The sequence below is a fragment of the Methyloversatilis sp. XJ19-13 genome (genome assembly GCF_024580155.1).
Taxonomy (GTDB): domain Bacteria; phylum Pseudomonadota; class Gammaproteobacteria; order Burkholderiales; family Rhodocyclaceae; genus Methyloversatilis.
The window spans coordinates 114,316-128,502 of record NZ_JANINH010000005.1 but is presented as its reverse complement, the minus strand read 5'-3'; the positions used below and the strand labels follow the sequence as shown (position 1 = coordinate 128,502).

At 62.4% G+C, this 14,187-nt stretch carries 10 protein-coding genes; all 10 read left to right on the top strand.

Annotated features, from left to right (window positions below; translation table 11 throughout):
- Window positions 1-159: 159 nt before the first annotated feature.
- The 10 genes from sucC (at window position 160) to NMQ14_RS08615 (ending at window position 14,169) form a co-directional block, all read left to right on the top strand.
- Entirely contained in the window at window positions 160-1,326 is a 1,167-nt protein-coding gene (gene sucC / locus NMQ14_RS08660) for an ADP-forming succinate--CoA ligase subunit beta (protein ID WP_257095217.1), read from the top strand.
- A gap of 14 nt (window positions 1,327-1,340) precedes the next feature.
- Window positions 1,341-2,234 (top strand): succinate--CoA ligase subunit alpha, encoded by an 894-nt coding sequence (sucD, locus tag NMQ14_RS08655; RefSeq protein WP_257095216.1) that lies wholly within the window; start codon window positions 1,341-1,343, stop codon window positions 2,232-2,234.
- Between the two features lie 128 nt (window positions 2,235-2,362).
- The gene (locus NMQ14_RS08650; protein ID WP_257095215.1) at window positions 2,363-3,106 is read left to right on the top strand and encodes a TerC family protein; all 744 of its coding nucleotides are present in this window, start codon (window positions 2,363-2,365) and stop codon (window positions 3,104-3,106) included.
- A gap of 6 nt (window positions 3,107-3,112) precedes the next feature.
- Window positions 3,113-4,066: an ornithine cyclodeaminase family protein gene (locus NMQ14_RS08645; protein WP_257095214.1), complete on the top strand. Its 954-nt coding sequence runs from the start codon at window positions 3,113-3,115 to the stop codon at window positions 4,064-4,066.
- Window positions 4,067-4,279: 213 nt separating this feature from the next.
- Window positions 4,280-6,892 carry a serine/threonine-protein kinase gene (locus NMQ14_RS08640; protein WP_257095213.1) on the top strand — a complete coding sequence of 871 codons (2,613 nt, stop codon included), beginning with the start codon at window positions 4,280-4,282 and terminating at the stop codon, window positions 6,890-6,892.
- A gap of 113 nt (window positions 6,893-7,005) precedes the next feature.
- Complete coding sequence (locus NMQ14_RS08635; protein WP_257095504.1) at window positions 7,006-7,779, top strand: Stp1/IreP family PP2C-type Ser/Thr phosphatase; 774 nt, start codon at window positions 7,006-7,008, stop codon at window positions 7,777-7,779.
- 12 nt (window positions 7,780-7,791) lie between these two features.
- Window positions 7,792-8,580 carry an FHA domain-containing protein gene (locus tag NMQ14_RS08630; RefSeq protein ID WP_257095211.1) on the top strand — a complete coding sequence of 263 codons (789 nt, stop codon included), beginning with the start codon at window positions 7,792-7,794 and terminating at the stop codon, window positions 8,578-8,580.
- A gap of 117 nt (window positions 8,581-8,697) precedes the next feature.
- Window positions 8,698-10,935: a CHASE2 domain-containing protein gene (locus NMQ14_RS08625; RefSeq protein WP_257095210.1), complete on the top strand. Its 2,238-nt coding sequence runs from the start codon at window positions 8,698-8,700 to the stop codon at window positions 10,933-10,935.
- Window positions 10,936-10,956: 21 nt separating this feature from the next.
- Window positions 10,957-11,724 carry an MBL fold metallo-hydrolase gene (locus tag NMQ14_RS08620; RefSeq protein ID WP_257095208.1) on the top strand — a complete coding sequence of 256 codons (768 nt, stop codon included), beginning with the start codon at window positions 10,957-10,959 and terminating at the stop codon, window positions 11,722-11,724.
- Window positions 11,725-11,793: 69 nt separating this feature from the next.
- Window positions 11,794-14,169, top strand: a complete 2,376-nt coding sequence (locus tag NMQ14_RS08615; RefSeq protein ID WP_257095206.1) for a GspE/PulE family protein — start codon at window positions 11,794-11,796, stop codon at window positions 14,167-14,169.
- Window positions 14,170-14,187 lie beyond the last annotated feature (18 nt).

The following is a 14,187-nucleotide window of genomic DNA, read 5'->3' as shown; positions in this document are numbered from 1 at the left end:
GGCTTATGAGCTGTATAATTATGGATTATACGAGGCGGTGCGCACGCCGCCCCGTTGGATGGTGCGCCAACCGGCGCCCCGTGCCTGAAGGACCTGTCCGGTGGAACCCGCCGGGCCGGCATTCCAGCAACAGTGCGGACAACAAGGCGAGGAATACGCATGAAGATCCATGAGTATCAGGCGAAAGAGGTATTGCGCCGTTTCGGTGTAGTGACCCCGCGGGGGGTGCCCTGCTTCGAAGCTGATCAGGCAGTGGCAGCGGCCGAGTCGCTGGGTGGCAAGGTCTGGGTGGTGAAGGCGCAGATTCACGCCGGTGGCCGCGGCAAGGGTGGCGGTGTCAAGGTGGCCAAGTCGCTCGACGAAGTGCGGCAATTCGCCAATCAGATCATGGGCATGCAATTGGTGACCCATCAAACCGGCCCGGATGGACAGAAAGTCCGCCGCCTTCTGATCGAGGAAGGCGCCGACATCAGGAAGGAATATTACGTCGCTGCGCTGACAGACCGCGCCACGCAGAAGGTGGCGCTGATGGCGTCGAGCGAAGGCGGCATGGACATCGAGGAAGTCGCCCACAACACGCCGGAAAAGATCATCAAGGTGTTCGTTGATCCGCTGGTCGGACTGACCGACGCGCAGGCGAAGGAACTGGCGGATGGCATCGGCGTCCCGGCGGCGTCGCAGGCCCAGGCGATGGATACCTTCAGGAAGTTGTACACCTGCTACATGGAAACCGACGCCTCGCTGGCCGAGATCAATCCGCTGATACTCGAAGGCAACGGCAACATCAAGGCGCTGGACGCCAAGTTCAATTTTGACTCGAACGCGCTCTACCGTCACGAAGACATCGTCGCCTTCCGTGATCTGGACGAAGAAGATCCGGCGGAGATCGAGGCCTCGAAGTTCGATCTGTCCTACGTGTCGCTGGACGGCAACATCGGCTGCCTGGTCAATGGCGCCGGTCTGGCCATGGCCACGATGGATGTGATCAAGCTATATGGCGCCGAGCCGGCCAACTTCCTCGACGTCGGCGGCGGCGCCACGACCGAGAAGGTGACCGAGGCGTTCAAGATCATGCTGCGCAACCCCAATGTGCGCGGCATCCTGGTCAATATCTTCGGCGGCATCATGCGCTGCGACACCATTGCGACAGGCGTGGTCGCCGCGGCGCGCGAAGTGCATCTCACCGTGCCGCTGGTGGTACGCATGAAGGGCACCAACGAAGATCTGGGCAAGCAGATCCTGAAGGATTCGGGTCTGCCCATCATTGCGGCCGACAGCATGGCGGATGCGGCACAGAAGATCGTGGCCGCCGTGGCCGGACACTGAGGGGAACACAACACATGTCGATTCTGATCAACAAGGACACCAGGGTCATCACCCAGGGCATCACCGGGAAGACTGGCCAGTTCCACACCCGCATGTGCCGTGACTATGCGAACGGCAAGAATTGCTTCGTCGCCGGCGTCAATCCCAAGAAGGCGGGCGAAGACTTCGAAGGCATTCCGATCCATGCCACCGTGGCGGAAGCCAGGGCAGCAACCGGCGCCACGGTGTCGGTGGTCTATGTGCCGCCCCCGGGCGCGGCCGCTGCAATCTGGGAAGCGGTCGAAGCCGAACTCGATCTGGTCATCTGCATCACCGAAGGCATTCCGGTGCGCGACATGCTGATGGTGCGCAACCGGATGAAGGCCAAGGAGGCGGCCGGCGGCAAGCGCACGCGACTGCTCGGTCCGAACTGCCCGGGTCTGATCACGCCGGACGAAATCAAGATCGGCATCATGCCGGGCCACATCCACAAGAAGGGTCGTATCGGCGTGGTCAGCCGCTCCGGCACGCTGACCTACGAAGCGGTCGGTCAGCTGAGCGAGATCGGCCTCGGCCAGTCGAGCGCGGTCGGCATCGGTGGCGACCCGATCAACGGCCTGAAGCACATCGAAGTGATGCAGCTCTTCAACGACGATCCGGATACCGATGCGGTCATCATGATCGGTGAAATCGGCGGTCCGGACGAAGCGGAAGCGGCCGAGTGGTGCAAGGCCAACATGAAGAAGCCCATCGTCGGTTTCATCGCTGGCGTCACGGCGCCGGCCGGCAAACGCATGGGTCACGCCGGCGCGCTGATTTCCGGCGGTGCCGATACGGCCGATGCCAAGCTGGAAATCATGGAGGCGTGCGGCTTCACGGTGACGCGCAATCCGTCGGAGATGGGCAAGCTGCTCAAGGGGCTGCTCTGATTCCGGCGCACTGACAAACAGACGTGACGATGGAAGGCCACCGCTTCGGCGGTGGCCTTTTCATTTGTGCTCGTCATGCGGCCACACCGGTAGAATCCGCCCTTCCGCAATTCGAATGCAAGACCATCATGGATTTCAGTTCTCCCGAATTCTGGCTCGCTGTCGGTCAGATCATCATGATCGACATCCTGCTCGGCGGCGACAACGCGGTGGTGATCGCGCTGGCCTGCCGCAAGCTGCCGCCGGCGCAGCGTCGGCTGGGCATCATGTGGGGTACCGCAGGCGCCGTAGTGTTGCGTGTGGTGCTCATCATGTTTGCGCTGACGCTGCTCAAGCTCCCGTTCCTGAAGCTGATCGGCGCTCTGCTGCTGCTGTGGATCGGCATCAAGCTGCTGATGGCCGACGACGACGACGACCACGCGAACATCAAGCCCAGCGACAAACTGTGGGCGGCGGTGAAGACCGTCATCGTGGCCGATTTCGTGATGAGCCTGGACAACGTGATTGCGATTGCCGGCGCAGCCGAAGGTGCTGGTGCCGATCACCAGTTCGCGCTGGTGGTATTCGGCCTGGTCGTGTCGATCCCCATCATCGTGTGGGGCAGTCAGATCGTGCTCGGGCTGATGACCCGATACCCCGTCATCATCACGCTCGGTGCAATGTTGCTTGGCTGGATTGCCGGCACCATGGCGGTTGGCGATCCGGCGATCACGCCTTATCTGCCGCTGATCGAGCCGTCCTCACCGACCGCGGCACCGGAAGCGGTTGCCGCCGTGCGCTACGGCGCAGGCGTGGTCGGCGCGATCTTCGTGCTGGCACTCGGCAAGGTCCTCGGCGCGCGCAACAAGCCGGTCGACTACCCGATCCAGTAACCCACCATGGCGCTCTACCTCACCGAAAGCGACGTCCGTCAGGTGCTGACCCTGCAGGACGCGCTGTCTGCGGTGGAGGACGCTCACCGCTGGCACGCCACCGGCGAAGCCATCGATACGCCGCGCGCGCGCAGCCGCACCCCGACTTCGGCGCTGCACATGCTGCACGGCGCCGTGCTTCCGCTCGGTGTGATCGGCTACAAGAGCTACACGACCAGCCGCGAGGCGGCGCGCTTCTGGGTCCATCTGTTCGATGCCGCGACCGGCCGCGCGCTTGCGGTGCTGGAAGCCGACTACCTGGGCATGATGCGCACGGGCGCGACAGGCGGGCTGGCCGCCCGGCTGCTGTCGAATCCGGCGTCGAAAGTCGCCGGTGTGTTCGGCGCCGGCTGGCAGGCGCAAAGCCAGATCGCCGCGCTGTGCGCAGTGCGCGAAGTGGACGACATCCAGGTGTTCGCCCGCAAGCGCGACAAGCTCGACGCCTTCTGCAGCGAACAGTCGGCGCGGCTCGACCGTAAGGTTCGTCCGGCCGCCAGTGCCGAGGAGATGGTGAAGTCGGCGGACATCGTCGTGACCATCACCACCGCCAGCGAACCGCTGTTCGACGGGCGCTGGCTCAAGCCCGGTGCGCACGTGACGGCCGCCGGTTCCAACGCGCTCATCCGTCGCGAGATCGACGAAACCGTCATCCGCCGCGCTGCCGTGGTTGCGGTCGACTCGCGCGCGACCGCGTTGCGTGAATCCGGCGACCTGCTGCCGGCGCTCGAAAAAGGCCGCCTGGCCGAATACGGGATGATCGAACTGGGCGAGTTGCTGAACGGCATGCGTCCGGGGCGCCAGGCGGAAGACCACATCACGCTGTTCGAGTCGCAGGGCATGGCGATCCAGGACCTCACGCTGGCAACGCGCCTGCTCGAAAAGGCCAGGATGGCCGGCCTTGGCCGCGAGCTGCCGTACTGATGGCCGGCGCAATGTGACGATTTGAATGCGCGCAGCGTGATATTCCACCGCGCGGGGTGAAGCCCCGTTTGACGGAGTTGAGGCTGAACTGCAAGAATATGTGACAGATGACTGTTTTCTCGTGAGACTTGGTTTTGCGGAAAATCAGGTAAGTCGCACAACAACAAGCAGGTCACCGGCCTCCAGCAATCAGGAAGCCACAATTTTTCGGGGGTGAGCGTGGCCAAAGCCGCTGTATGGAAGACGGATTGGTTCCTGGGCGTCGTCATCAGCCTGCTGTTCCTTTTCTCCACCCAGTCCGATCTGATCCAGAGTCTCGAACGCAAGGCCTACGATATCGGTGTCGCAGCGACCGACCGTACGCCCAGTCCGCGCATCGCCATCATCGCGATCGATCAGCAGAGCATTGACAACATCGGCCGCTGGCCGTGGCCGCGTGATGTGCATGCCCGCATGATCGACAAGCTGGCGCAGGCACAGGCCAAGGTGGTTGGTACGACGATCTTCTTCGCGGAGCCGCAGCTCGATCCGGGTCTCGTCTACATAAACAGGTTGCTTGCACTCGAGCAGCAGGCGCGTGACCAGTTCGAGATCGCGGTGGCTGCCGCACCCGTTGTCGAAGGTGAGGTGGCTGTTGATCCGCCCGTGCAGGCCGTCAATCCGCTGGACGCCTTTGGTGCCACCCTGCGCGAAGCCGAAGCGGCGCTGAATACCGACCGGCAACTCGCTGACAGCATGAAGAAGGCGGGCAATGTCGCGCTGCCGATGCTGTTCCTCGATGGCGAACCGCAGGGCCGCCCCGACAAGCCGCTGCCCGACTTCGTGCGCGCTACCGCGCTGACCAACGTGAGTGGTTCCGAGCCGCTGCCGCCGTTGACGCTGGACGTATCGGCCGGCGTCATCGAACAGCTGGGTACGGTTGCGGCAGCGGTGGGTCACCTGAATCCGTCGATTGATCGCGACGGCGGCCTGCGGCTTCATCCGCTGGTGATGACCCATTTCGACCAGTTCTACCCGTCGCTGCCGCTATTGATTGCGGCAAGAAGCCTGAATCTCGGCGTCGCTGACATCAAGGTCACGCTGGGCGAGTCGGTGTCGCTGGCCCGCCTCAACGTTGCCACCGACCCGAGTCTGGGCATGTACAGCTTTTACTACCGTGGCGAAGGCGGCAAACCGGCCTTTCCGGTTGATTCCTTCTTCGACGTCATGAGCGGCAAGATCCCGCTCGACAAGTACCGCGACCGCATCGTTCTGATCGGCCAGACCGCACCGGGCATAGGCAATTTCTACGCCACGCCGGTGTCGCCGGCCATGTCGTCGGTCGAGGTGATGGCGCACGGTCTGTCCAGCATCCTGCAGGAGCATTTCTTCGTTTCGCCGCCGTGGTCGGTGGCGGCTGAGTTCGGCGTGTTCCTGCTGGTTGCGCTTTACCTCATCGTGCTGCTGCCCCGCTTGAAGGCCGGCCTGGGTGCCGGCGTTACCGCTGCCATTTTCGTTGCACTGCTGGCAACCCACTTCGTGCTGATGACCAGCCAGCTCGTCTGGCTGCAGCTCATGTTGCCGGCCGCACTGCTGCTGGTCGGCCATCTGCTGCTGACGACCAAGCGCTTCCTGGTGACCGAGCGTGGCAAGGTGAAGTCCGATGAACAGTCGGCAGAGTCGAACCGCATGCTGGCACTGGCCTTCCAGGGCCAGGGACAGCTCGACATGGCCTGGGACAAGTTCCGCCAGGTTCCGCTGTCCGACGCGGTGATGGAGAACCTCTACAACCTTGCGCTCGATTTCGAGCGCAAGCGCCAGTTCAACAAGGCGGAAAGCGTGTTTCGCCACATGGCGGAGTACAACCCGAAGTTCCGCGATCTGGAAACACGGGTGAAGCGCGCCAAGGCGATGTCGGAAACCGTCATGCTCGGAGGTGGCAGCGGTGGTCGCACGAATACCAGCATCCTCGAGGACGGCACGGTCGAGAAGCCGATGCTCGGGCGCTACCAGGTCGAGAAGGAACTCGGCAAGGGCGCCATGGGTGTCGTCTATCTCGGACGCGATCCGAAGATCAACCGTGTCGTCGCCATCAAGACGATGGCGCTTTCGCAGGAGTTCGACGAGGAAGAGCTGGCCGATGTGAAGGAACGCTTCTTCCGCGAAGCCGAAACCGCCGGGCGCCTGAATCACCCGAACATCGTCACCATCTTCGATGCCGGTGAAGAGCACGATCTCGCCTATATCGCGATGGAGTTCCTGAAGGGACGTGACCTGGTGCCGCAGACCAAGCCGGGTCAGCTGCTGCCGCTGCCGAAGGTGATGGACGTCGTGGCGCGCGTGGCCGAGGCGCTCGCCTACGCGCACGGCAACCAGGTCGTGCATCGCGACGTGAAGCCCGCCAACATCATGTATGAAGCCGAGTCGGATCAGGTCAAGGTGACCGACTTCGGCATCGCGCGCATCACCGATTCGTCACGCACCAAGACCGGCATGGTGCTTGGTACGCCGTCCTACATGTCGCCCGAGCAGCTGGCAGGCAAGAAGATCGACGGCCGTTCCGACCTGTTCTCGCTCGGTGTCATGTTGTTCCAGATGGTCTGCGGCAAGCTGCCCTTCGAAGGCGATTCCATGGCGCAGCTGATGTTCCGCATTGCGAACGAAGCACATCCGGACATCCGTGACATCCGTCCTGACGTTCCGGATTGCCTGTCGGCCATCATCGACCGTGCGCTCGCCAAGGAAGTCGATGCGCGCTATCAGTCGGGTGGAGACATGGCGGCCGACCTGCGTACCTGCGCCGGCAACCTGACACAATCCATCACCCAAGTTGATTTCGATATCTGACATGACACAGTCCGCATGCCCGCACCACCTGCTGTCCCCGGAGGGGATGTGTCCGTGTTTCTGCTTGTCCGGGCGGTACTGACATGACCCGGGATCTCGGTCAGGCGCTGCAGATGGTCAGTCGCAGCCATTCCGGTATGGTGCGCACCCACAATGAGGACGCGGTGTTTACGCAGCCTGGTGTCGGCCTCGCGATACTGGCCGACGGCATGGGCGGCTACAACGCCGGTGAGGTGGCAAGCGGCATGGCGACCGCAGTCATCGGTTCCGAGCTTGCGCAGGGCCTGCAGGACGCGAAACACGGTGTGTCACAACTGCTGGAATCGGTCATTGGCCGCGCCAACAACGCAATCTATCAGGCGGCCGAGAGCCAGCCGCAGTATTCGGGCATGGGCACGACCCTGGTCATGGCCGTTTTTCGCGACAATCACATATCCGTCGCGCATATCGGCGATTCGCGCATGTACCGGCTGCGCGACGGCGCCTTCGAGTGCGTCACGCGTGATCACTCGCTGTTGCAGGAGCAAATCGACAGCGGCATGATTACGGAAGAGGACGCCCGGCGGTCCCAGAACAAGAACCTCGTGACGCGCGCGCTGGGTGTCGATCCGGAAGTCGAGCCCGAAATACACACCTACGACGCGCTTCCCGGAGACGTTTACCTGTTCTGTTCCGACGGACTGAACGACATGGTCGAGAACGACGACATCGCACTCACGCTGCAGGCGCTGTCGGCCAACCTCGACCTGGCGGCTGAACAACTCGTACAGATGGCTAACGACAATGGCGGACGCGACAACGTGTCGGTCATACTGGTCAGGGTGCTGCAGGCCTTTCCTGCCACCGAACGCGGCTGGCTTGCGCGTCTGCTCGCATGGTTGAAGTAAAGGGACTGGAAAATGGCAAAACTGATACTCAGCATGGATGGACTGGTCCTCAAGGAGTTGCCGCTCGCCAAGGAGCGCACCACCATTGGGCGCAAACCGCACAACGACATCCAGATCGACAATCTTGCGATCAGCGGCGAGCATGCGGTCATCGTCACCATCCTCAACGATTCCTTCCTTGAGGACATGAACAGCACGAACGGCACCTATGTGAATGGTCAGCCGATCAAGAAGCACTTCCTGCAGAACAATGATGTGGTCGAGCTCGGCAAGTACCGACTCAAGTACATCAACGAAACGCCGACTGTCGCGCAGTCGCCGGATTTCGAAAAAACCATGGTGTTGCGTCCGGACATGATGCGCAAGGCGTCGGCCGATGCACCGCCTGCGCCGGCACCGGTGCGTGCCCAGACCGATACGCAGACCGGTTTCCGTCCTGGGCAGTCGATGCCGGCCGGTTCGTCGCTCGGCAGCTCCGGACTGCCGCCGCCTCCCCCTCCGTTGGCACCCCCGCCGCCGCCGGCCGCGAGCGCCAATCAAGTCGGTGCAATCCAGATTCTCAACGGTGCCAACGCCGGACGCGAACTTGAATTGACGAAGACGCTGACCACGCTCGGCAAACCGGGGCTGCAGGTCGCCGTCATCACACGCCGTCCGCAAGGTTATTTCATCACCCATGTCGAAGGCGCGAACATGCCGGTCGTCAATGGTCGCCAGCTCGATGCCCAGGCGCACGCGCTCGAGGATCACGACGTGATCGAAATTGCCGGTGTGAAGATGGAGTTCTTCATCAAGCGCTGACGACGCCCGATCCGAGCCTGTCATGCTGCCGCGTCCGGCGCCTGCCGTCCGCCGCCTCGCAGGGCTTGTGCCGGATGAGGCGCGGCCCGGGTCGGGGTGCGTTCCCGGACGTCTGCAATGAACCAGAACGCGCTGCGCTACGGCATCGGCCTGCTGTTCCTGCTGATCCTGCTCGGCCACGCCGCCCGCCTGTACCAGATTCCGGTGCTGGGCAACCTTGATCACATCGCTTACGACACCAAGCTGTCGCTGACGATGCCTGGCGGCATCGATGACCGGGTTGTCATTCTGGACATCGACGAGAAATCGCTCACCGAAGTCGGGCGATGGCCATGGGGGCGGGAACGGCTGGCGGTGCTGATGGACTTGCTGTTCGACCGCTACGGCGTCAGCCTGCTCGGCGTCGACGTTGTTTTTGCCGAGCCGGACACCAGTTCGGGGCTGCCGGCGCTGGAAGGTCTTGCGCAAGGCGTGCTCGCCGACAACGCCGATTTCCGTGCATCGCTCGACACGCTGAGGCCGCAGCTCGACTACGACCAGCGGTTTGCGGCCTCCCTCAAGAACCGGCCCGTCCTGCTGGGCTACTACTTCGGCAACCGCGAAGACGGCCTGAACAGCGGTGCGCTGCCGGAGCCGGTCTTGCCGGCCGGCACCTTTCGCGGCCGCAACATCGCGTTTGCGACCTTCAACAGCTTTGGTGCCAATCTGCCGCGTTTCCAGCAGGAAGCACTTGGCGCCGGCCACTTCAATCCGCTGCCCGATTTCGATGGTCTGAACCGGCGCGTACCGATGCTGGTGGAGCACAAGGGCGCCTATTACGAATCGCTTTCGCTCGCCATCGTCCGCACGCTGCTGGGCAGCCCGAAGCTGGCACCGGGATACGCCGAAAGCGGGGTCTTCTCCTCGGCGAGCCGTGACTACGCCGGACTCGAATGGCTGGAAATGACGACCCGCAAGGGTACATTGCGTGTGCCGGTCGACGAGAATGTCGCCGCGCTGATCCCCTATCGCGGCCTGCAAGGCAGTTTCGCCTACCACTCGCTGGCGGATGTACTGGCCGGCCGCACGCCGGTCGATGCCTTGAAGGGGCGGATTGCCTTGTTGGGTACCACCGCACCCGGGCTGCTTGACCTGCGTGCCACGCCCGTCGGCAGCACCTACCCGGGGGTGGAAATTCACGCCAACCTGGTCGCCGGCATGCTCGATGGCAGCATCAAGCATCGCCCGCAGTACGTTACCGGGTTCGATGTGGTCGTGCTGCTCGTGATCGGCGGCCTGCTCATCTGGTCGCTGCCGCGGCTCTCGCCTCAGTACGCGACGCTGCTGGCGGGTGGTGCGCTGCTCGCGCTGGTCGGCATGAATTTCGCCTTCTGGCAGTTTGCCGACTTCGTTCTGCCGCTGGCGGCATCGGTGCTGCTCGTCGTCGGGCTTTATGCGCTTAACATGTCGTACGGCTACTTCTTCGAATCACGTTCGAAGCGCCAGTTCACCCGCATGTTCGGGCAGTACGTGCCGCCCGAACTGGTCGAGGAAATGAGCCGCAACCCCGAGCACTACAGCATGGAGGGGCGAAATGCCGAGCTGACCGTGCTTTTTTCGGATATCCGGGGCTTTACCAGCATTTCGGAAGGTCTCGAACCGAAACAATTGACGCAGCTCATGAACGATTACCTGGGCGCAATGACGGCGGTGATTCAGGATCAGCGTGGGACGCTCGACAAATACATCGGTGACGCCATCATGGCTTTCTGGGGTGCGCCGGTCGATGACCCCGAACATGCCCGGCACGCCGTGGCGGCTGCGCTGCGCATGCACGCGGCGCTGGCTGATCTGAACCGCTCGCTGATGGCGCGTGGCTGGCCGGAACTGAAGATAGGCGTGGGTTTGAACACCGGCCCGATGACGGTCGGTGACATGGGGTCACCGGTACGCAAAGCCTATACTGTCATGGGCGATGCGGTGAATCTGGCGTCCCGCCTGGAGGGGCTGACCAAGCAGTACGGCGTTGGTGTACTGGTTGGCGAGGCGACGCGACGTGCGGTCAAGGATGTCGTCTTTCGCGAGATCGACCGGGTCCGGGTGAAGGGCAAGGACGAGCCGGTATCTATTTTCGAACCGCTCGCCTTCGAAAGCGAATTCGACCGCAGTCGGGTCGAAGAACTTAAGTTGTGGAATCTGGCGTTGCGACAGTTTCGCGGTCAGGAGTGGGATCAGGCTGAACTGACCTTGTTCAACCTGCAGCGCATTGCGCCGGACTGCGGACTATACCGGCTGTACGCCGAACAGATTGCCGATTATCGTCGCCACCCACCCGGGAAGGATTGGGACGGCGTGCGGACATTTGAAACGAAGTAGTGTTTTCTGGATCAGGAACTGATGAGGATACGGGTGCTCGGTTGCAGTGGCGGTATTGGTGGTGCGAATCTGCGCACCACCTCGCTGCTCGTGGACAACGACATCCTGATCGACGCCGGCACCGGCGTGGGTGACCTTTCAATCGCCGAGCTTTCGCGCATTGATCATGTGTTCGTCACGCACAGCCATCTCGATCACATCGCCTGTCTGCCGCTGATGGTTGACACCGTAGGTGAATTGCGCGAGACACCGCTGACCGTATGGACAACCGGCCCGACGCTGGAAGTCCTGCGTCGCCACATCTTCAATTGGTCGATCTGGCCTGATTTCACTGAGATTCCGTCCGCCGAGAAGCCGTTCATGCGCTTTCGCGAACTGCGAGTCGGCGACGAGATCGAGTTGGGCGGCCGCGCTATCCGGGTGCTGCCCGCGCAACACACCGTTCCCGCCGTCGGCTACGCCGTGCGTTCGGCCGGTGGCACGCTGGCGTTTTCCGGCGATACCACGGTGTGTGACGAATTCTGGTCGGCGGTCAACGCACTGCCCGACCTGCGCTATCTCATCATTGAAACCGCCTTTCCGGACCGCGACCGCCAACTGGCGGTGATGTCGCGCCATCTGTGCCCGGACATGCTGGCAAGTGAGCTCCAGAAACTGGAACACCCGGCCGAAATCTACATCACGCATCTGAAACCAAGCCAGATGATCATGACCATGCGCGAGATCGCCGAAACATTGGGCGCACTCCAACCCCGCATGTTGCGCAACAATCATGTTTTCGACTTCTGACCGGCTTTCAGCACATCTGCGCGAAGCCTTCGCGCGGGGTGCGCCGGCCAGCGGAAACGAGGTGATCGAATGAGTGCAGTGATGCCGCCGGCGAGTGATCTGGGCGCCATGAGCGATGTATCGAGCCGGCTGGCCTTCTTCAAGAATCTTCAGGGCGTCACGACGAAGATTCATGCCACGACCAATATCGACGAAATCATGCTTGAGCTGTCGCAGGAAATTTCTGCGCTGTTCAACGCCGATCGTCTGACCATCTACGTGCTGGGCGACGACAAGTCCACCATCGTGTCCAAGGTCAAGACCGGCCTGAATTCGTTCAAGGACCTCCGGTTGCCGCTGACCGAACAGTCCGTCGCCGGTTTCGTCGGCATGAGCCGCCGCCTGTTGAATCTGCGCGACGTGTACGACGAAGAGGAGCTGAAGTCGCATTCGCCCAGCCTGCGTTTCCTCGATGGCGTCGACAAGAAGACCGGCTACCGGACCAAGCAGATGCTGGTCGCGCCCATTCTCGATCCGGAGAAGAAGGACCTGCTCGGGGTCGTCCAGCTGATCAACAACAAGTCCGGCCAGCCTTTTTCGGCGCTTGCGGAAGAGGGCTTGCTGAGCATGGCGCACACGCTGGCGGTCGCTTTCCAGCAGCGCAACCGCAGCACCCACGTCGTCAAGTCGAAATACGACTACCTCGTCGTCGATGGCGTCATGTCGCCGCAGGAGTTCGATCTGGCGTCGCGTGCGGCAAGACGCAAGGGCGTCGATGTCGAGGACGTGCTGGCGCGTGATTTCCAGGTCAAGCAACAGGCGATCGGTGCCTCGCTGTCCAAGTTCTTCGGCGTCGCCTATGAACACTTCCGGCCGGAGCGTATCAAGCCCTTCGACCTGATCAAGAACCTCAAGCGCGAATACCTCGAAGAACAGCAGTGGGTGCCGGTGGAGGAGGGCAAGGACGGCATCGTCGTGATGGCGCTCGACCCGGAAAAGGTCAAGGGCGCGCGCGTCGTCAACAACATCTTCCCGAAGTCCAAGCTGCTGTTCCGCGTCACCACGACGAAGGAATTCGTGCAGACGCTCGACCAGTTCTACGGCTCGACGATGGACGAAACCAGCGTCGGCGACCTGCTGTCGGACATGCTGGGCGAGGACGAATCCGCGCAGGACTCCGGTAATGATGACGTCAGCGCCGCCGCCGACAACGAATTGGTGCGGCTGGTGAACAAGATCATCATCGACGCCTACCAGCAGGGCGCATCCGACATCCACATCGAACCGCGCCCGGGCAAGGACAAGACCCATGTGCGTTTCCGCAAGGACGGTACGCTGCACCCGTACATCGAAGTGCCCGCCAGCTACCGGAGCGCGCTGGTCACCCGCCTGAAGATCATGTGCGACCTCGACATTTCCGAGCGTCGCAAGCCGCAGGATGGCAAGATCAAGTTCCGCAAGTTCGGTCCGCTCGACATCGAACTGCGGGTCGCGACCATTCCCTCGGCTGGCGGCGTCGAAGATGTCGTGATGCGTATCCTCGCTGCCGGCGAGCCGATTCCGATGGACAAGCTGGGCGTGCTGCCGGTGAACCTCGGCAGGCTGAAGGAGGCGGTCAGCAAGCCCTACGGCCTGTTTTTCGTCTGCGGCCCGACCGGCTCCGGCAAGACCACCACGCTGCATTCCATCCTCGGCTACATCAACACGCCGGAAACCAAGATCTGGACCGCCGAGGACCCGGTCGAAATCACGCAGAAGGGCTTGCGGCAGGTACAGATCAACAAGAAGGCGGGGCTGGATTTTCCGGCCATCATGCGCGCCTTCCTGCGGGCCGACCCGGACGTGATCATGGTTGGTGAAATGCGCGACAAGGAAACCGTGGCGATCGGCATCGAAGCTTCGCTCACCGGCCACTTGGTCTTCTCGACGCTGCACACCAACAGCGCGCCGGAATCCATCGTGCGCCTGCTCGACATGGGCATGGACCCTTTCAACTTCGCCGACGCATTGCTCGGCGTGCTGGCTCAGCGTCTCGCCAAGCGGCTGTGTCCGGTGTGCAAGGAAGCCTGGCATCCGAGCGACGACGAAATGAAGCAGTTCCTGCAGGAGTACTGCGAGGAAATGCGCAATACGCCCGATTTCGTGGTTGATGCCGAAGGTGCGAAGACGCGCATCTTCAACGAGTGGAAGAAGGCTTACGCCGACGACAAGGGCCGCTTCACGCTCTACCGAGCCAAAGGTTGTCCGGAGTGCGGTGAAACCGGCTATCGCGGGCGGCTTGGCCTGCACGAACTGATGATCGGCACCGACGCGATCAAGAAGAACATCCAGGAGCGTGAACGCGTGGCCACCATGCTGGCGACTGCGCTGCAGGAAGGCATGCGCACGCTGAAGATGGACGGCATGGAAAAGGTGCTGTCGGGCGCGACGGACATGAAGCAGGTTCGCGCGGTCTGCATCAAGTAGGCCGCGGGCGCCGACCGG

Coding starts and splice junctions, on each gene's coding strand:
- NMQ14_RS08615 (WP_257095206.1), top strand. CDS start 11,794: ATGAGTGCAGTGATGCCGCCGGCGAGTGATCTGGGCGCCATGAGCGAT.
- NMQ14_RS08635 (WP_257095504.1), top strand. CDS start 7,006: ATGGTCAGTCGCAGCCATTCCGGTATGGTGCGCACCCACAATGAGGAC.
- NMQ14_RS08645 (WP_257095214.1), top strand. CDS start 3,113: ATGGCGCTCTACCTCACCGAAAGCGACGTCCGTCAGGTGCTGACCCTG.
- NMQ14_RS08650 (WP_257095215.1), top strand. CDS start 2,363: ATGGATTTCAGTTCTCCCGAATTCTGGCTCGCTGTCGGTCAGATCATC.
- sucC (WP_257095217.1), top strand. CDS start 160: ATGAAGATCCATGAGTATCAGGCGAAAGAGGTATTGCGCCGTTTCGGT.
- NMQ14_RS08625 (WP_257095210.1), top strand. CDS start 8,698: ATGAACCAGAACGCGCTGCGCTACGGCATCGGCCTGCTGTTCCTGCTG.
- NMQ14_RS08620 (WP_257095208.1), top strand. CDS start 10,957: ATGAGGATACGGGTGCTCGGTTGCAGTGGCGGTATTGGTGGTGCGAAT.
- NMQ14_RS08630 (WP_257095211.1), top strand. CDS start 7,792: ATGGCAAAACTGATACTCAGCATGGATGGACTGGTCCTCAAGGAGTTG.
- sucD (WP_257095216.1), top strand. CDS start 1,341: ATGTCGATTCTGATCAACAAGGACACCAGGGTCATCACCCAGGGCATC.